16 protein-coding genes are annotated in these 16,247 nt (G+C 68.3%); 8 read left to right on the top strand and 8 right to left on the bottom strand.

Going from position 1 to position 16,247, the window contains the following annotated elements; translation table 11 throughout:
* Positions 1–407 precede the first annotated feature (407 nt).
* Genes ACMCNN_RS29280 through ACMCNN_RS29265 form a run of 4 tightly spaced genes read left to right on the top strand, consistent with a single transcriptional unit; the run spans position 408 to position 3,002 of the window.
* Positions 408–749 (top strand): SAV_915 family protein, encoded by a 342-nt coding sequence (locus ACMCNN_RS29280; protein ID WP_412743693.1) that lies wholly within the window; start codon positions 408–410, stop codon positions 747–749.
* Positions 749–1,027 (top strand): hypothetical protein, encoded by a 279-nt coding sequence (locus ACMCNN_RS29275; RefSeq protein ID WP_412743692.1) that lies wholly within the window; start codon positions 749–751, stop codon positions 1,025–1,027. The genes ACMCNN_RS29280 and ACMCNN_RS29275 overlap by 1 nt, the downstream gene beginning before the upstream one ends.
* The gene (locus tag ACMCNN_RS29270) at positions 1,027–2,187 is read left to right on the top strand and encodes a hypothetical protein (protein WP_412743691.1); all 1,161 of its coding nucleotides are present in this window, start codon (positions 1,027–1,029) and stop codon (positions 2,185–2,187) included. Before ACMCNN_RS29275 ends, ACMCNN_RS29270 begins: the two co-directional genes overlap by 1 nt.
* Positions 2,187–3,002 carry a hypothetical protein gene (locus ACMCNN_RS29265; protein WP_412743690.1) on the top strand — a complete coding sequence of 272 codons (816 nt, stop codon included), beginning with the start codon at positions 2,187–2,189 and terminating at the stop codon, positions 3,000–3,002. The genes ACMCNN_RS29270 and ACMCNN_RS29265 overlap by 1 nt, the downstream gene beginning before the upstream one ends.
* A 125-nt stretch (positions 3,003–3,127) precedes the next feature.
* Here the strand turns inward: ACMCNN_RS29265 and ACMCNN_RS29260 are convergent, their stop codons facing one another.
* Positions 3,128–3,448, bottom strand: coding sequence for a replication initiator (locus ACMCNN_RS29260; RefSeq protein WP_412747314.1), 321 nt, complete (start codon positions 3,446–3,448; stop codon positions 3,128–3,130).
* A 405-nt stretch (positions 3,449–3,853) separates the two neighbouring features.
* Complete coding sequence (locus ACMCNN_RS29255) at positions 3,854–6,019, bottom strand: S8 family serine peptidase (RefSeq protein WP_412743689.1); 2,166 nt, start codon at positions 6,017–6,019, stop codon at positions 3,854–3,856.
* A 260-nt stretch (positions 6,020–6,279) separates the two neighbouring features.
* On the opposite strand from ACMCNN_RS29255, the gene ACMCNN_RS29250 reads away from it, so the two are divergent.
* Complete coding sequence (locus ACMCNN_RS29250) at positions 6,280–6,582, top strand: helix-turn-helix domain-containing protein (RefSeq protein WP_412747313.1); 303 nt, start codon at positions 6,280–6,282, stop codon at positions 6,580–6,582.
* Between the two features lie 1,406 nt (positions 6,583–7,988).
* Positions 7,989–8,552: a hypothetical protein gene (locus ACMCNN_RS29245; protein ID WP_412743688.1), complete on the top strand. Its 564-nt coding sequence runs from the start codon at positions 7,989–7,991 to the stop codon at positions 8,550–8,552.
* 522 nt (positions 8,553–9,074) lie between these two features.
* Here the strand turns inward: ACMCNN_RS29245 and ACMCNN_RS29240 are convergent.
* From ACMCNN_RS29240 to ACMCNN_RS29220, 5 genes are all read right to left on the bottom strand, one after another.
* Positions 9,075–9,563 carry a GNAT family N-acetyltransferase gene (locus ACMCNN_RS29240; RefSeq protein ID WP_412743687.1) on the bottom strand — a complete coding sequence of 163 codons (489 nt, stop codon included), beginning with the start codon at positions 9,561–9,563 and terminating at the stop codon, positions 9,075–9,077.
* 132 nt (positions 9,564–9,695) lie between these two features.
* Entirely contained in the window at positions 9,696–9,995 is a 300-nt protein-coding gene (locus ACMCNN_RS29235; RefSeq protein ID WP_412743686.1) for a hypothetical protein, read from the bottom strand.
* Between the two features lie 489 nt (positions 9,996–10,484).
* The gene (locus ACMCNN_RS29230) at positions 10,485–11,237 is read right to left on the bottom strand and encodes a hypothetical protein (RefSeq protein ID WP_412743685.1); all 753 of its coding nucleotides are present in this window, start codon (positions 11,235–11,237) and stop codon (positions 10,485–10,487) included.
* Between the two features lie 46 nt (positions 11,238–11,283).
* Positions 11,284–11,928 carry a very short patch repair endonuclease gene (locus ACMCNN_RS29225; RefSeq protein ID WP_412747312.1) on the bottom strand — a complete coding sequence of 215 codons (645 nt, stop codon included), beginning with the start codon at positions 11,926–11,928 and terminating at the stop codon, positions 11,284–11,286.
* Between the two features lie 38 nt (positions 11,929–11,966).
* Positions 11,967–13,154, bottom strand: a complete 1,188-nt coding sequence (locus ACMCNN_RS29220) for a DNA cytosine methyltransferase (RefSeq protein ID WP_412743684.1) — start codon at positions 13,152–13,154, stop codon at positions 11,967–11,969.
* An 820-nt stretch (positions 13,155–13,974) separates the two neighbouring features.
* On the opposite strand from ACMCNN_RS29220, the gene ACMCNN_RS29215 reads away from it, so the two are divergent.
* The gene (locus ACMCNN_RS29215; protein ID WP_412743683.1) at positions 13,975–15,144 is read left to right on the top strand and encodes an AI-2E family transporter; all 1,170 of its coding nucleotides are present in this window, start codon (positions 13,975–13,977) and stop codon (positions 15,142–15,144) included.
* Positions 15,145–15,233: 89 nt separating this feature from the next.
* Here the strand turns inward: ACMCNN_RS29215 and ACMCNN_RS29210 are convergent, their stop codons facing one another.
* Positions 15,234–15,740, bottom strand: coding sequence for a TrmH family RNA methyltransferase (locus ACMCNN_RS29210; RefSeq protein ID WP_412743682.1), 507 nt, complete (start codon positions 15,738–15,740; stop codon positions 15,234–15,236).
* 160 nt (positions 15,741–15,900) lie between these two features.
* Between ACMCNN_RS29210 and ACMCNN_RS29205 the strand changes: the two genes are divergently transcribed.
* Positions 15,901–16,242 (top strand): PadR family transcriptional regulator, encoded by a 342-nt coding sequence (locus tag ACMCNN_RS29205; protein WP_412743681.1) that lies wholly within the window; start codon positions 15,901–15,903, stop codon positions 16,240–16,242.
* The last annotated feature ends 5 nt before the right edge of the window (positions 16,243–16,247 follow it).

The raw sequence follows: 16,247 nt of genomic DNA, 5'->3' as shown, positions 1-16,247 counted from the left end.
CATTATGGCTGGTGCGGGTCGTTGCCGCGCACCAAGGCGACCAGGCGACCTGCCTTAACCACCCCGCTGACCAACCGTGAGCCCCCGCGGGTAGCGGGCGGGGACAAGCAGTCCGGCTCATTGCGGGCCGTAGCCGCAGGGGCTAAGGGGCGCCGGCGGACGACAGCAGGTTCGGCCTGTTGGTGTCGGCATCGCGTCGACTCTTTCCACCAGGCCGGCCAGCAGCGCTGCGTGGCGCGTTCGTCGTGGACCTCACCGGCACACCGTCGACGCGGATGGAGGCACGGAGGAACGCCACGATCGCGGAGGTGTCCAGAACGATCCAGATCGGCCGCGCCCGACTCCACGGGGCAGCGCGCATTGCCCACACCTGGCAGGATCCATGACCCGAGAAGAGAGGTGGTCGGATGGTGAACGAACTCCAAGTGACACCGGCGTCACCCACCGACACGACGGCAGCCCGGCGGGACCCGGCTCACGTGTTCCCGCCGGTCGTCTATGTGCCCTGCGCCCCGACACAGACCGACGAAGAGCTGACGATCGATCTGCGAGCGACGCGGGACGGCCGCCTGGCACTGCTGGTCTACTCGGCGATGGACCGGCTGATCACACACTGCGGTCCCGCTCAGCCGTGGACGGTCATGCTGACCAAGGATCTGGAGCAGGCACGCCTGGCTACCGGATTCGAGCTTATCCTGCTCGACCTCGACATCCCCGAGGAGCTGCGCCGTACCGAAGGGGAGATCTGATGGTCGAGGGAACAGACGCGGACCTGAACTCTATGGACACGATGGTGCGCCAGCTGGGCCAGTCAGCGGATGCCCTGGACGCGGTCGGGGGGAAGTCACCCGGCATGCCTGACGCTGGCGAGGTCTCCGGGATCATGGGCGCGGCCATCGCGCATCTCACCGAGAGCGCGGGGAACCTTGTGCTCGGGCTGAAGGGCGCGTGTGAGGAAGTCACTCGGGCCCGTCGGGATTACGCCGGCACGGACCAGTCGGCGGCGCAGTCCTTGCGGGGGTACTGATGTCGATAGACACGCGCCTCGAGGGTGATCCCGCCAGCATCCGGGCCTCGGCCGACTGGCTCGGCAAATCGTTGTCCGGCGCAGTCGATCAGTCGGTTACCGACGTGTTCGCGGTCCGGGACCAGGCGGAGACGGGCTGGCGAGGCGACGCCGGGCCAGCCTTTCAGAGCAAGATGGATGCTGGGGGCCGCCGGGTCAATGACCTGCGTGGCGACGTCGACCGGGTGGCGCAATCGTTCCACTCGTACGCCGATGATCTCACCACGGCGCAGGGCGGGATGGAAAGAGCCCGCGGCATCGCACGCGCCGGTGGTCTCGAACTCCAGGGTGACACCATCCTGAACCCGGGCGCGGGCCCCGTCGCGCCGACGGCACCCGCGGGGCCGGTGACCGCCGAGCAGACGCAGGAATACAACACGCAGGCCAGCGCCTATAACGCCCATCAGGCCAAGCTGACTGCATACGCGCAGGCGGAGAACCAGGCGAAGTGGGCTCGGGGCATCAGCGACTTCGCCAAGGACACCTTGTCGAACGTGGTAAGCGATGTGAGGCAGAAGGGACCGCTCGTCGCCGCCAGCTTCGCCAACGACGGCATCATCGGCGCCCTCGCCGAGAAGCACGTCAGCATCTTGAGGAAGCAGAGCGAGGCACTCGCGGAGGAGTCCAAGACGCTCGTCGAAAGATACTTGAAGACGCCGGGGGGCACCGCCGAGTCGAAGGCGTTGAACGCGGCGTCCTGGGAGAAGTATCTCGAAGCCGATAAGTGGGGACGTGGTGCTACGCGGGTCGGCGGCAAGGTCGCGGCCAAGCTGCCCATCGTCGGACTCGCGCTGACCGCGGCGGACATCGGCTACGACATCCACACGGGAAAGCCGGTGGGCAAGGCGGTCATCAGCGGTGTCGGTGGCGCCTTGGCAGGTGCGGCGGCAGGAGCGGCGATCGGCTCAGTGGTTCCAGTGGCGGGCACGGCGGTCGGCGCCGGGGTCGGACTCGTCGTCGGGTTGGTCACGAGCGGCGCTCTTGATGCCGCCTACGACCGCTTGCCGGAGGGTACGCGGGACGCGATCGAGGATGGCTTCGACGCAGTGGGCCACGGTATCGCTGACGCGGGCGAGGCGATCGGCGACGGCGCCAAGAAGGTTTGGGACTCTATCTTCTGATGAGTGACAGCGGAGGCGTTCGCGACATGTTCCCGAACCAGGATCCACCCGCCGGCTGGCCGAAGCCCCACCGTTCCGTCACGCGGGTGCTGTCCGCGGTGGGGTTCACCCTGCTTACTTTGATCACGGCGGCGGTGGCGGTGTCGGCTGTCGTGACGGGAGACCTCGCACAGGCGTTGACCTTCGCGGTCGGTACCGTGTTGTTTGCGCACCTCGTCGGCTTGGTGGTCAGCCTCATGCGCCAGGCCGCGCCAGCCACGCATGAGCCCTCGGTCGGATTCAACGATCAGGGTGAAAGAGGGTTGGCTTTTCCGTACTCACGGTGGGCGTATTACTGGCTCTCGTCAGTGTTGGTAGCGGTCCTCCTCGTCGACGCGGGGCTTGCGGTCCAGTTCGGCGCGGCCGGCGCGTGGGTGATGGTGGTCCCCCTCGCGGCGATCGCGCTCTTCCTCGCGTGGTTCCTCATCGCCATGCTGCGTTTGGCGCCCGGCAGGGTCGTGTTGACGCCATCCGGCATCTACCACCGGTCCTTGGTATTTGAGCACTTCGTACCGTGGGACGCCGTCGTCGACGTGGCGGCTCAGGAAGGCCATATCCCCCGGATCATCGTCAAAGCCCTGCCGTCGATCGGCACACGGGAACGTAAGCACATGGGCCGATTGAGCGCCGGGATCGAAGGCTTGCCGTTTCTGGTCGTCCGTACCTATTGGCTCGGAGCGAACGCCTTGCCGGCGAATCTGGCTCTCAAGCATTACCTTCTCCACTCGGACGAACGAACAAGGCTCAAAGAGATCGGTGGACGCGCCGCCCGTTAACAGGGGCTCCGCACCGAACGCGACACCGCCAGCGGATGCGTATTCGCAACCGATCCATTGGCGTGAACTTCGGCCGGTACCCGTGCGAGATGCGCAGCGAAGTGGCCGGATTGGTCGCCAACAGCTCATCGATGACAGCGTCCGCCAGGGCCGCCCGCAAGAGGCGGGACACGAGGAGCGGCGGCCGCCGATGCCGCGGGAGGTCTTCTGGTGCACCCGGCCCCTGCGCAGTGGGCGTGCGGGGCGAGGCGGGGTTGGGGTTCGACGCAGCCGGCGTACTGGACGTTACAGCCGACGGTGCGACGCAGGTTCTGGAAGAACCGGTCGAGCAGGCGGGGGAAGTGCACCGTTCGTCCCACGCCGCGCGCCAGTAGTCGTAGGTGTTCGGGTCGACGGGGTGCCCAGCTGCGGGTCGTCCTGGGGTGTGCCCGCGGCGGCGGGCGCAGGGGCGTCCTTGGTGGATGGAGTGCACTGGTCCGTAGGTGTCGAGGGTGTGGTGAGCCTTTCGGCCGGTGGCCGTGCGGGTGAGTCCGTCGTACGCCTCATCGCTGATCTCGATCGTGCGCTTGCCGGGAGTGGGCTGTTCCGTCTCGGTTCCTCTCGACAGCAGGGGCCAGCCGGTGGCCCGGGTGAGCACCGACATCCCCATCCACGCCGGCCGGCGTCGAGGCATCACGTCTGGTCCGGCCGCATACCGGCGGCCACCGCAACGGAGGATTCTGACGGCCATGGGCGGGCGAACGACTGGCCTCCACCACGTTCACCTACCACCGCCGACTGCATGAAAGGCGTGGCCGCGCTGGCCGCGGGCTCGTTCGCCCGTCACCTTGCGGTGGCGGGCGTCCGACGCCTCACCGGTGCCAGGTACGGGTGGCCGTGACCGCGATGTTGCCGAGCCGGTCGTACGCGCGTACCTGCACCTTCATGGTCTTCTTCTGCTTGCCGGTGTTGACGCTCAGCACGTACGCGCTGGTCGTGTCCGTGGCGACCACCTTGCCGTTGACGATCAGCTGGACCCGCGCGATGCCGCCGGCGTCGGCGGCCTTGACGTAGACCTTGACGGTGCCCTTCACCTTCGCCCCGCTCTTCGGGGCCTTGGTGACGGCGATGGCCGGTGGCTTGTTGTCGGCGACCACGACGCGCGCCGGGAGGGTTCGGGACTGGCCCCAGCGGTCGGTGACCTTCCAGGTCAGCGCGACGTTCCCGGTGTACGTGCCGGTCTTGACGGCCAGCGCGTAGGGCGCGGTCGTGTCGGCGCCCACGTACTTGCCGTCGGCCCACAGCTCTGCCTTGGTGACGCCGCTGGCGTCGGTGACGCCGCTGAGGGTGCTGGTGAACGTGCCCCGGACCCTGGTGCCGCCGGCCGGGCCGACGGACCCGCCGGCGGGTGGGTCGTTGTCGGCGAGCAGCGGACGGTTCAGGTAGGTCCGGTTGCCCGCCTTGTCGACGGCGCAGAGGTAGAGCGTAGAAGGGGGCTCCAGGGGGACCGTGCCCTTCCACAGGTTCGTGCCGGCGACCCGGGTCAGGTAGCTGATCGTGTTGTTCGCCTCGAAGACCGAGTAGACGTGGTCGATGTCGTTGTCCGGCATCGCGACGGTCACGTCGGCCGTCGGTCCGTGTACGGGCTGGGTCGGGGTGGGGGAGACCAGGGTCATCGTGGGCGCGACGGTGTCGGCCTGCACGGTGACGGTGACCGGGTCGGCGTTGCCGGCGTAGTCGTAGGCGACGACGGTCACCGGCAGCGGGCCGTTGAAGCCCGCCGGCGGGCGCAGCTGGACCTGGGTGTCGGACAGGTGGGTCGACCGGACGACGGTGCCGTCGATGACGTAGTCGATGCGCTGGATGCCGTGGTCGTCGGTGGCTCGCGCGATGGCCGGTACGCCGCTTGCCGGGACAAGTTCGTTCTCCGACAGCCCGGGCTTGACGAGCTTCGGCGGCGTGGTGTCGGTGCCGCCGAAGTCGTAGATCACCTGCGCGGCGTTGACGATGCGCGGCTGGTACGCGTAGGTGCCGGTGGTGGGCAGCGGCGCCGTTCCGCGGATCGCCGCGCGTACCTGGTCCGGGGTCGCCGCCGGCTTCATCGAGAAGGCGAGCGCGGCGACGCCCGCCGCGGTCGCCGTCGCGCCGGAGGCGCCGGGCAGATCGGTGAGGTGGCCGTCCGGGCCCAGGGCCGCGCTGGTATACGCGCTGGCGTCGACCCATTGGTCCGTCTCTGTGTTCTTGACCGTCCCGGCGTGGCTGACCGCCAGTACGGAGTCGTATGCCGCCGGATACCGCCGCGCAGTTGAGCGGACGTTGCCGGCCGAGGCGACCACGAGCGCGCCCCGGGCGGCCGCGTGGTCGACGGCGTCGTTGAGCAGGCGGCTCGGCGTGTCCGTGCTGAGCGACACATTGATCACCCGCGCGTCGTGGTCCGCTGCCCACGCGATGCCGGCGGCGACGTCCGCCGTCGTTCCCTGACGCCCGGCCATCACTCGCACGGGCATGATCGTGCACTGCGGGCAGACCCCGGCCGTGCCGATGTCGTTGTCCGCCTCGGCGCCGATGATGCCGGCGACGAGCGTGCCGTGGCCGTCCGTGTCCGCGGCGTCCGTGTCGCCGTCCACGAAGTCGTAGCCGGGGGCCAGCCGGCCCGCGCCGAGGTCGGGGGTCGGGCTGACCCCGGTGTCGACGACGGCGACCTTGACGCTCGCCTCGCCGGTGGTCCACGTCCAGGCCTGCCGGACCTGCTCGACGTTCCAGCCGGACGGCTTCACCTCGCCGTCCGCACCCACCGCACCGCCGCGCTCGGCGTACCGCACACCGGCGGTGGCCGTGAGTGTGGCGAGGGTCGCGTCGGCGCGTTCGGCGCGCACGTCCACGGTGATCGCATCCAGGCCGGGGACCAGGTGGTCGCTCAGCACGGCGTCGCCGAGGGTGTGGATCACGGCGGCGGGGTCCGTGCCCTGAGCGAGTCCGACGTCCAGCCGTACGCCGTCCCCGGCGGCCGCTGCCGGCGAGGCCGAGCCGGCGGTCAACAAGGCTGCACACAGGAGAGAGGAGGTGACGACACGCGCGCCCACCCCGGTCCCGAACGTGATCGGCACACCGTACATGAAACGGCACCGTATCGACGTTCATGATGCACGTCAAGATCGGCGGCGTGGACCACCGTGCCCGCAGCTTCCCGTCCGCCGTTGTGATTCGCCCGGGACGTCGAAGGAATGGATCGCCACGCACCGCTCCCATCTCCGGGAACGGGGCGTAACGAGGCTGATCGGGCTCGCTCCAGCAGGGGCTGGATGCCGGCTCGCCAGAGTTCCAACGCGCGTCCATTCAGGACTCGCCGACTCCTCCGGCCCGGCGCGGACCGCCGACCTCGCCGCCCGGGCAGCGCCCAGCACGCCGACGGAGGGCCGCGCCCTGTACGCCGGGTTGCGGGCGCTTCCGGTGCCCCGAGGAGCCGGGGGCCCGGCCCTGGCGCGCGGCGACGCTGCTGCGCGAGCACCGCGGAGACCGCCACAACGCCGCCCCGCTCGCCCACGGCATCGGCGGCACCGAGGCCCACGTGCTCCTCGCGCCGGTGCCGCCGCCGGACTGAAGTCCACCCATGGCGTCGCTCCCGCCACGCTCGACAAGCCCCACGCAAGGGAGGGGTCTTGGCGACGTGACCGTTCCCTGCTGTGATGCGGGTACCAGCCAGCGCGAGGACGGTTCCCGCGGATCACTGATCTCGGTGGCGGCCAGACGCTGCCGGGTGGTCGGTGCTGCGGGTGGTCAGTCACCACCACAGCCAATCTGCTCCGGACGCCGGCAGGACAGGCGGCTCCCACCGGTCCTCGAGGTCGGCGCACCCGTCGTCGTCGGCACGGAACCCGGCGTTGTACTCGCCAACTGCACGGCGCAGCACGTCACGGGAACTGCGCCGCATAGGCGAGTGGTAGATCTGGGTGACGAACCAGGCTGGGACAGCGTCGCCGCGCAGTCGTCGCTGCCGGTCCCACCAGCCGCGACCGGCGACCCGGGTGCAGGTGGGCCGTTCCGTGGCACTTGCGCAGCCCCGGCAAGTGACATCCGACGCAACCCGAACCCTGTGCTCGGAGCAGGAGCCGCCCCGATCGGGCCGGCGACACAGTGCATCATCAAGGGCGTGGGCCCGGCAGCGACGCCAGTGGCTGGCCAGGTGTCGTCGGCCCGCGCGGCGAGCGTCGTCGAGGGTCTGCTCGCGGCAGATACCGCCGCGGTGGTCGTGGTGCAGCACTCCGTCGGCGTAATCGTGGACCCATACCGGTCGGGTCTTGAAGGTTCTGCTCATGCCGTGTTCTCCACGGCGGCCGTGCGCTGCCCGATACAGCGTCTGGGGCGGCCGCCTCTAGGACGGCGGCAGGAAGGGTGCGTGTGCGATCACGTCGGGGACCATAGCGGGGCCGTTGATGAGCGATCACCTGAATTTGCCGCCGATCTTCGGCGGGGCCTCCCCCGGCCAATACCGGCAACGGAAGCGCAGGCCTGTGGGTTCCGACTGTCCCATCAGCGCAGGAAAACGGCCCCGCGGTCCACCGGGGTGTTCGGAGGGCCCATTCTCGCTTGGTGGAGAGCCGTAATTCACCACTCCGACTACGGCTGACCAGACGTCAGCCGAGGCCCACTCGTAGGGCGGCGCCCCTCTCCGCAGGGTTGGCCGCGGCCTGTCCAACGGCCAGGACTTCTCCATCCGATCGGACCAATCCGGCCGTGCCGATACCGGCCGGCCCGCAGTTTTGTCGGTGGGGCACCTCATCATCGGCGCGTTGATCGACGAACCGGGGAGGTACCTGAGCCATGGTGAAGCACTACGGCGGAAGCGCATTGCGGGCTGACCGCACACCGTGTGGCGAGGCGGTGGAGGGCCAGCCGCACGAGGACGACTGGGGGAAGGTGACGTGCCCCGCGTGCAGGCGCTGGGTTCGCGACGCATGGCACCACGCAGCAGAGGTTGCTCCGGCGTCATTGCTAGACACGAGCGGGGTGGAGGTCATCGAGAGGGACGACCGAAGGCCGGTCCGTGGGTACTCGAATAGTGTCGAGACAACCGACGCAGTTGCCGCGGAGTCTGCGGCCGACGACGACCCGACGCGCCTGGGGCCGCAGGTTCGCCCTGAACGCGAGATGAGTGAGACCGAGTACCTGCTCGCCCATCCGGCCAACGCCGAGAGGCTGCGCCGCAGCCTCGAAGAGTTGAACGCCGGCCGAGCCATCACGTTCGACAGCATCGAGGACATGATTCGGGCTGCAGCGAAACAGCGTGCTGGCACGGACCTGGCCATGCAATGCCTCGTGTGTGGCGCAACCCTGCAGGACAACGGCATGTCGACATGGCCACGAGAGCCCAGCGAGGGGGTGATCGTCCAGATCCCGGGAAACTACGGGTCGACGGTCTACGACCCGCCCGGCGACCTGCACCTTGTGGCGTACCTCTGCGACCCCTGCCTCGCCGCCAAGGCGCAGGTCCAGATCATCCTTGAGGTAGAAGTAACGCGAAGGGATCCCCACCTCACCATCACGAGCTGGCAGCCGGAGCGAAACGACTAGCGATCGGCAGCAACTCTGCCATTGCCCGCCGCTCGGCATCCCTGAGATCATCGCCCGGATGACCGTCTCGAAGGTCGAAGCCAGGAGCAAGCTTCAATACCGGCGCATTGCCACTCGCGTCGGCCGCCGGCGGTCCGTCGAGGACCACGGCCTGCCGTCCAGATTCTTCGCCTACGTCTATGGATGGGGCCTGCCGACGTTGGGGCGATGATCCGCGACGCCGTCGTCCCCGGCAAGGGCATCGAGGGTGTCGCCGCTCCCTTCTGGTGGTGGTGCGTGACGTGGTGGGCGTGACCCACCAGCCGGTGCACACGGCTGCGCTGCCGCGGTGGTCGGTATCGCCCCGGGACCGGTGGGGCCTGACCCGGCCGCGCCGGTGCTGTTGCACTCGTGTCAGTTGGCTCTGCTCGCGAGTGGCTCTGCTCGCGAGTGGCTCTGCTCGCGAGTGGCTCTGCTCGCGAGTTGTGGGCTCTGGCGCAAACTCCGTGATGAATCTCGAGCGAGGGCGAACCATCCGAGACATCAGTCAGCGAGAACGAAGACGATCTCCTCGACCTCATCCTCGGGCTCGGGCGTCAGGGCCTCCTGCGCGTGGTCGCGTTGGAAGCCGCACTTCTGCAGCACGCGGATCGAACCGGCATTGTGGGCGGCGACGTGGGCGTATAGGGGCCGGTCCGGCACTTCGTTAAGGAACTGATTCAGGGCTCGTGTCGCTACAGCGCGTCCCCAGTGCTCACGCCCGATCCAGTAGCCGACCAGCCGCCGTCCGTCGGCCCGCCAGCTGTTTATACTGCCGGCGACGACGCCATCGGCCAGAATCGTGCGCACCACAACTGCATCATCCAGAAGGATCTTCGCCCAATGGGCGTCGAACTGGTCTCGATCGCGTGAGGGGAAGGCGGCCATCGCGGCTGCTTCTGGATCTGCCTGGTGCTCATAGAGCACGTCAAGATCGCCAACTTCGACGGTCCTGAGGCACACCTGATTCGATTCGTCCGGGTACCCGGTCACCCTCAGTTCTCCCGCTCGAGCTTCGCCGACCTGCAGTAGAACCGATCAGCGGCCTCTACGCATGACGTGCCGACGCCAAGACAGCCACGCTAACACCGTCGGTGGGCGACTTCGAAGCAACGAAGGTCCCGGTCAGGATGCGAGCAGTATCCGTTTTCGGAGTAGATCGAAGCTGGCGCGGCCGTACATCTGTCGCTCAATCATCTTGATGCGGTTGACGTTGCCTTCGACGGGGCCTGAGCTGAAGGGCGGGCTCAGTCCCGCGGCGAGGTCGGCGGTCGGGCCGGCGGCGAAGCGGCTGATGCCGGGCAGCGCAGCGTGCTCGGCCGCGTTGATCAACGCGGTGAGGCGTTCGCCGTGCAGGTGAGTCATCATGTCCGCGAAGGAGCGGACCAGTTCGACAGCGGCTCGCAGCTCGGGGCAGCGGCTCACAATCCTACGGAGTTGCTCGGTCGCGGTCGACGAGGTTGTCCGGGTGCCGGCAGATCCATCCGGTCACCTGCCGCACAGAAGGTGGCCGGGGTACCCGGGTCAGGTCAGGCTTCGGTACTGCTCGACGAACTTGCGGACGATCGGGTCCGAGACCGTGGAGGGTGGGGTGGGCGCGCGGAGTAATCCCCGCGCCCGCCCAAGGGGTGCCAGACCTCCGCCCGCCCGGCCGTCAAACAGTGGGGTCGTCTGACACCAGCGGCGGCCCGGCACGGCGAAGCCCGGGGGCGGCCGGGATGACTCCGCCGGGGGGTGGTCTGGTACCACCAGGATTTACAACGACAGATCCACGGGCTTCCTCCGCAATGGCCCGGGTCGGTACCCGCCCGCAGGGCCGTGCGGAGCCCTTTGACGGCGCTGCCGGACTGTACGGCGTGACCGCGCTCGCCGAGCGCGCAGCATCGCTGTTCGGCGCAATGGCATGGACATGGATCAGGCGTCGCCAGGCTTCTTGTCCAGCGTCCACGTCGCGTGGACAATGCACCGGTCGATGGGGATCCGCGCAAAGGTTATTTTGGCGTCGCTTCGATCCAACTTGAGAGTCAGACAGGGCCCGACGCCGTCCCTGACGATGATGGTGGGCCCGTCGGGGGCGAAGAGTGCTCGATCGAGACGCGCGACCGGTCCGAGCAGTGCCATCGGAATCTCAACGAATTGATACCGCCATCGGAGCCGGTCGGGCAGGATACGCATCTGCCACAGGCGATCAACCTCAGCTATGTACTCAGCGATCTGCGCCTTGGTCTTCTCCTCACGGGCCTGGGCGCCGCGGACATCTTGAATCCATGCCGCCTCTGATACTTTGCTGATGTGCAGGAACTGCTCATGTACGTTCTGTGCAGCGGTGCTCTTGATCGCGATTCGCTGTCCGTCGATGACTTCATCGATGAAACGCCGAGTGGCACCCATCGGACCGTGGACGGTTCTTCCCGCTGCTGCGGACGATGCGCGTATCGCATCCTCCAGGCCGACGCGGTCCAGCTGTTTACTGTGGGTTGCGTGATGGAGTTTCAAACGTGCTTCGAATTCCTCGGCAAAGGGTTCCGTCGCGACGTCCGATGCCGGGTTCACCCACCTCTCGATCGGAACGGCGAGAGCTTCGGCGAATTGTAACAATTTGGAGGCCTGGAGGTCGTGGAGCTCATTGATGATTTCGATGAGCCTGGGTCTGGGGTCACTGGCCATCTATTCGGGCGCTCCTCGTCGTTTCACACGGCAGGGCGAGCCGACCCTACACCTGGCGCTGCCGCCTGTGCCGATACTCGCGGTCCTCGGCGGCATGGGCTGCACGGCATCGGTCGCACCGGCAGCCCGTGCGGTACCTGTAGTCGGTGCCGTGCTCGCCGCGACCGCCATGCTGGCGGTACCGGGCGAGGAGTTGCTGTTGATATTGGGCGTTGGCTCTACGACAGTCGGCGCACCTGCACCCGTGGTTGCTGTACGTCGAGAGCGTTCCATGAGCCGGTGTGGTCGCGGGGCGACTGGTGGGACGGTTGGCGCGGGGCGAGTGCTGCCTCACGAGCTGTTCGATTCGGGCGGCTGCGGTTTCAGAGTCCTCGTGCTCCCACACCCGGACCACTGTCCAGCCCGCCTCGCTGAGCCGGCGATCGGTATCGCGATCCCGGGCCACGTTCGCCGCGAGCTTTTCGGCCCACCATTCACCGTTCGCTCTGGGGCTTGTCCCATGTTCGGGGCATCTGTGCCAGAAACATCCATCGAGGAATACGGCTATCTTGGGGGTGATGAAAGCGAGATCAACTTTTCGCCGTGTACCGGGTACGAGTGGGGTCTGGAGACGATAGCGGAGTCCGCGACGATAGAGGTCTCGTCGAATCCGCAGCTCCAAGCCGGTGTCGGCCGATCGTTGCTTTTTCATCCGCAGCGAGACGTCGGGTGAGCTTGCGGGTGGCTTCATCATGCTCTCTGACGAATGTCTGATTCTGCAAGATGCGTACCCGGCATGATGAGTTCCCCCGGGTCCGGCCGTCGACCCGACAATATCCAACTGACCAGACATGCCAACTGATAGCTTATTAACGGCGGAACGGCATCGCCAACGTGTCGGTACATATTGCTGACACTGCCGCGGAACTCGTACGTATCCGGAAAGCCGTTGAGAATTGCCATCTCGCGCACCGAGCACAGACGGTGCTGTTCCGGATGCGTGTAACGTCCGTTGCCCACGTGCGAACATTCTCGCTTGATCGTGGGGGCCGGTCGGTCCCACCACATTCGGCCGTACACGTCCGGGTGGCTCCCCAGATCACCGATCGCGAGACGGTGCTTCATGGTGGGTGTCAGCAGAGGGGCGGCTCCGGGATCGTCTGCAAGATCGAACCAGGATCCGCCGTCCGCGGGGATCCTGCGCGTTCTCTCGCGGGAGATTTCGCTCCCGAAGCTCGGGCACACGTGGATGGGGTCGTTCGAATCGATCCGACCCTCCGCAAGGGGGCGCAGGTGCCGCGTCCAAATCGCCCGGCGCACGTGTGTCGCCTTGGGATCGATCTCGAGGCCGTCCCACAGATCCTCCATGGTGAACAGCGGCAACTCCCCGCGCACGGCGATCAGCAACGCTCGTTCGCGTTTCTGTGGAAGGCCGAAACGACTCAGGAAGTGCGTCGTGGCGCTGACCCGGTAGCCCAATCCCTCGAGATCGTGGGCAAGGCCGCTCAAGTGTTCGCGGAACCGGCCCATGACGAGTTCGCGAGCATTTTCCATGATCAGGACTTCCGGCCGCCACTGGTCCACGAAGAGGGCCGTCCGCCGGACGAGCCCGTTCCGGGGGTCGTCCCGCAGGTGATTGGTGGCCAGGGTGCGGGAGAAGCCGGTGCACGGTGGACAGGAGATCAGCACCCTCGGCGCGTCCGATAGGGACATGCCGCTTGCGACGTCGTCGGGCGTCGCCACCGAGAGATCGGCCTCGTGCGGCGCGAACCCCATGTTCGCCTCATACGTCGAGTTGCAGGCGAGGCTCCCCCGCGGACTGCTGGGCTTGCCGAGCTGGGCATCGGCCGCACCCACCAGATGGAAGGCCGGATGCGCGTGAAAGCCCGCGCTCGCCCCGCCGCCTCCGGAGAATAGATCCACAACACTGGCGATCATCGCGCTACCATACCCCGGGACTTGATCGTATGTGTGACCGACATGCCGGTCCTTTGAGCACGTCGGCGTCGGTGTCGACGCATCGACGGACCCGGCCGGACCGGACCGGACCGGTCCGCCGGCGGCCCCCGGTCCGGGCCGCGTGCACCTCCGCCGCCGGCCCCCCGCGGGCCGGGGGTCGCCTCCGTTCGGTACCCCGCGGGGGGCGACCCGGCATGATGATCCGGTGACCGTTTCGGGACCGGGGGTGAGGCCTGCCGGAGCCTCCACCGGGAGTGCTCCGGCCCGGTCACGATGACCGCCCCGCTCACCCTCGACCAGTGGAACCTGCAGCGGTCGGTGGCGCTCGACAACCGGGCGGCCGTCGCCATGTACGACGAGCAGCTGCTGCGGCGCATCGAGCATGAACCACCCGGAACCGCGGCCGGGATGCCCCGGGCGGCTGCACCGCCGCGGCGTCGCACCGGAGCGCTATCGGGTCAGCGGGATGACCCGGCGGGGAGCCCCCGCCCGACGCCGTCCGCCCCGTCCTCGAGGGGGCCACGGGCGAATGGCGCGCCGAGGGTGGATTGCGCGGCCGCGGTCGGGGAGTGCTGCGCCGGTTCGCCTCGCGGGTGGGGGCCTCCGGAGTCCTCGAACGGGAGCCGACCCGGGCCGACGGCGTCGCGTTCGCCGCGGAGAGGGATGCGGGCCGCTGACGCGAATTCGGGCCGCGGCCCGGGTCGGGAGCCGGTCGCAGCACCGGGCGCGGATTCGAGGGGCAGCGCCCGATCCTGATCATTTCCGTTTTGTCCGCCCACGGGCCGGGTAGGTTACGCCCGTGAGTCCTGTCGACAACCGCACGGTCGCGAGATACACGCTGGTCGTCCTCGGCCTCGTGCTGGCGACCGCACTGCTGCTGTTGCTGGCGTACCAGACCCGCGAAGTGCTGACCTGGATCGTCATCGCGGTCTTCTTCGCGGTGGCCCTGCATCCGACGGTGAGCTGGATGGAGCGCCGCATGGCGTGGTGCCGCCGCTGGCTCGCCACGTTGATCGTCTTCCTGCTCGCGTTCGCGTCGATCGGTGCGCTGATCGCGGTCTTCGTCGTCCCGCTGGCGCACGAGGGCGCCCAACTGGCCGCTGACCTCCCGAAGCTGATCGCGGACATCAGGGCGGGCCAGGGCCCGGTCGGCGGGCTGGCGCAGCGGTTCCACGTCCTGGACTACCTGCAGAGCCATTCCCAACAACTGCGCGGCTACGCCGCCGGTCTCGGCGCGCCCACCCTGGCGGTGCTGCGCGGCGCCGCGACCAGCGTGGCGGCCGCGGTCACGATCTTCGTGCTGTCGTACCTGATGGTGTTGGAAGCTCCCCGGGTCGTGGACGGTTTCCTTGCGCTGTTCCCGCCGCCGCGCGCCGCACGGATCCGCCGGGTCGGTCGGGACTGTGCCAAGACGGTGACCGGCTACCTCACCGGCAACCTGCTGATCAGCGTCATCTGCGGCCTGCTCACGTACGTCGTTCTGCGGATCATCGGGGTTCCCTTTGCGGGACTGATCGCGCTGTTCGTCGGGCTGGTGGACCTGATCCCGCTGGTCGGCGCGACGCTCGGCGCCGTGGTGGGCGTCGTTGCCGCGTTCACCCAGTCGGTGACCGCCGGCATCGTGGTCATCATCTTCTTCCTGGTCTACCAGCAGGCGGAGAACCACCTGCTGCAGCCGCTGATCTTCGCCCGGACCGTGAAACTCAACCCGCTGACGGTGCTGCTCGCCATCCTCATCGGCGTGAGTCTGGCCGGCATACTGGGCGCGCTGCTGGCCATCCCCGTCGCCGGGATCATTCAGATCATTGCCCGTGACATCCGGGACGGTCGCCACACCCCACCCCGAGAGGAATTCCACACCGACGGGCAACGCCGCCCGGTCCCGCAGGGCGACGACCCCGCCGCAGCCGGGTACGGGACATCGCTTCCGGCGAGCGCGGCCGGCGACGAGGACCCGCCGACGGGTTGAGATCCCGCACGATCCATCCGTCCATTCAGGACCCGCCGACGGGATCCCGGCCGCCGCGGTCCGCGTTGCCCGCTCGGCCGGCTCACGTCCTACATCAGCCCCGCCAGCCGGTACAGCACGAGGGACCCGGCGACCGCGACGTTGAGACTCAGTCCGGTGCCGACCATCGGGATCTCCACCGCGGCATCGAGCAGGTCGAGTGCTTCGGGCGGGATGCCGGTGGCTTCGTGACCGAGTACGGCGATCGTCCGTCGCCGGGCCGGTTCGAGATCGGCCAGGCGGATGGCCTCGTCCGCCAGTTCCACGCCCAGCACGTGACTGCCCGACGCACGTTCGGCCGCCAGCCAACGGAGGGGACTGCCGACCCGATGCACGCAGGTGGGCCGGCGCAGGGTGTTGCCACGGGCCAGGGCCTCGTCGACCCAACGGAACGGGGGTACGGCCAGGCAGGCGCCGACCGCGTCGCAGCTGCGCAACAGGGTGCCGAGATTGGCGCCGTGCAGGGGCCACAGCGGCGCGGCGATCAGGTGACCCCAGCAGCGGTGTGCTCTCGGCCGGCGCGCGGCTCGCAGCTCGCGGCGTGGCCGTACCCGCATGGCGGGCGTCATCGGTTGTCGGCCGCTCCGGCCAGCAGTGGATGGATCATCATGAGGTGCTTCGCGGCGCACCCGGGCCATCACCGGGGAACAAGTGTGCCCAGCATACCGGTCCACGCCACTACTTGACATTCTCTACTACCTGCCTTTGTATAGCAGCATGACGGAGACGCACGACCCCCAACTGTTGAAAGGGGTGCTTTCCCTGCTCCTGCTGCACCTGCTGGCCGAACGCGAGTCGTACGGCTACGAGGTGGTGCAGCGGCTGCAGGCCGCCGGCTTCGCCGACGTGCTCGAGGGAAGCGTCTACCCCGCGCTGGCCCGTCTGCAGCGTGAGGGCCGAGTGGAGACCCGCCTCGTGCCGTCGCCGAGCGGTCCCGCCCGCAAGTACTACCGCCTGACCCCGCCGGGGCGGGCCGCACTCGCGGACGGAACGGCCTCGTGGGCCCGGCACATCGCCGCGGTCGACGCCGTGCTGTCCCGGCCACTGCCGAACTCCTGAGGAAG

This window comes from Krasilnikovia sp. MM14-A1004 (assembly GCF_047159485.1).
Lineage (GTDB): Bacteria > Actinomycetota > Actinomycetes > Mycobacteriales > Micromonosporaceae > Actinoplanes.
This window is presented reverse-complemented; position numbering and strand designations above follow the sequence as displayed.

What these genes read in the sequence shown, in the direction of transcription:
- ACMCNN_RS29280 (WP_412743693.1), top strand. Translation starts at nt 408, where the DNA reads ATGGTGAACGAACTCCAAGTGACACCGGCGTCACCCACCGACACGACG.
- ACMCNN_RS29275 (WP_412743692.1), top strand. Translation starts at nt 749, where the DNA reads ATGGTCGAGGGAACAGACGCGGACCTGAACTCTATGGACACGATGGTG.
- ACMCNN_RS29270 (WP_412743691.1), top strand. Translation starts at nt 1,027, where the DNA reads ATGTCGATAGACACGCGCCTCGAGGGTGATCCCGCCAGCATCCGGGCC.
- ACMCNN_RS29265 (WP_412743690.1), top strand. Translation starts at nt 2,187, where the DNA reads ATGAGTGACAGCGGAGGCGTTCGCGACATGTTCCCGAACCAGGATCCA.
- ACMCNN_RS29230 (WP_412743685.1), bottom strand. Translation starts at nt 11,237, where the DNA reads ATGGCCAGTGACCCCAGACCCAGGCTCATCGAAATCATCAATGAGCTC.
- ACMCNN_RS29225 (WP_412747312.1), bottom strand. Translation starts at nt 11,928, where the DNA reads ATGAAAAAGCAACGATCGGCCGACACCGGCTTGGAGCTGCGGATTCGA.
- ACMCNN_RS29220 (WP_412743684.1), bottom strand. Translation starts at nt 13,154, where the DNA reads ATGATCGCCAGTGTTGTGGATCTATTCTCCGGAGGCGGCGGGGCGAGC.
- ACMCNN_RS29210 (WP_412743682.1), bottom strand. Translation starts at nt 15,740, where the DNA reads ATGCGGGTACGGCCACGCCGCGAGCTGCGAGCCGCGCGCCGGCCGAGA.
- ACMCNN_RS29205 (WP_412743681.1), top strand. Translation starts at nt 15,901, where the DNA reads ATGACGGAGACGCACGACCCCCAACTGTTGAAAGGGGTGCTTTCCCTG.